The sequence below is a fragment of the Protofrankia sp. CiP1_Cm_nod4 genome, from assembly GCF_982290645.1.
On the sequence record NZ_CEVIVC010000181.1, the window covers coordinates 5,546 to 6,321 of the forward strand.

1 protein-coding gene is annotated in these 776 nt (G+C 73.8%); it reads right to left on the reverse strand.

Annotated features, from left to right (window positions below; genetic code table 11):
- Nucleotides 1-776, reverse strand: a 776-nt coding sequence (locus tag AC5LSR_RS21875; protein ID WP_493468925.1) for a hypothetical protein, incomplete at both ends; no start/stop codon positions are given.

The window sequence follows — 776 nt, forward strand, 5'->3', positions numbered from 1 at the left end:
GTTCCGTGCCGTGTGTGGTGACCGCGTCCGAGCGGATCTGGTAGGCGAACCGGCTGATCGGGAGATCGGGCGTGTACCAGCCTGGCCCGAGCAGCCGGTCGGCGACCGTCATCGCCAGATGCAGCGCGTGCCAGTCGTCGACGAGGGTACGGCGGGCCGGCGGCGGGCCGGTGTGCCTCCTCGCGCCGTCCCGGTGCCCATCGTCGGTGTGTTTCCCGGTCAGAACTTTGATCAGCTCGATGCGCCGGGCCACCTCCGCCCGCCTCACGGCGACGGGACCGGGGAAGTCGCCGATGAAGGCGTCCCGGATCCTCTCCGCCCGTGCCGCGAGAGGTGCGAGCCGCTGACCGCCCCGGCGCAGCGTGTCCGCGGCGGCGGCGAGTTCCAGGCTCGCCAGATGCTCCAGCGCTACCCGGGCGAGCACGTCCGGGTAGCCGGGCAGCGCGGCCACCTGGTCCCTGTCGATCTCGACCCGCGTCCCGCCGTCGTCGGCCTCGACCATGGCGCCGACATGGACCGGGCAGCCCAGCGCGGTCGCGACGTCGGTGCCCGCGAGCAGCAGACCGGCGTTCATCGCGTTCATGCCGGGGCCGGCCAGCACGACAACCGCCTCCACGTCAGCCACCCCCGGCACGGCGAGCAGCGACGACGCGACGGTCCTGCGGACCCCGTCGATATCCGTCGGTACCACGATCGGTTCCAGCGCACCGGGGTCGCCCGGCGGCTCCGCCGTGGCAGGCCTGGCCGCGTCGAGCCTGGCCGCGTCGAGCCTGGCC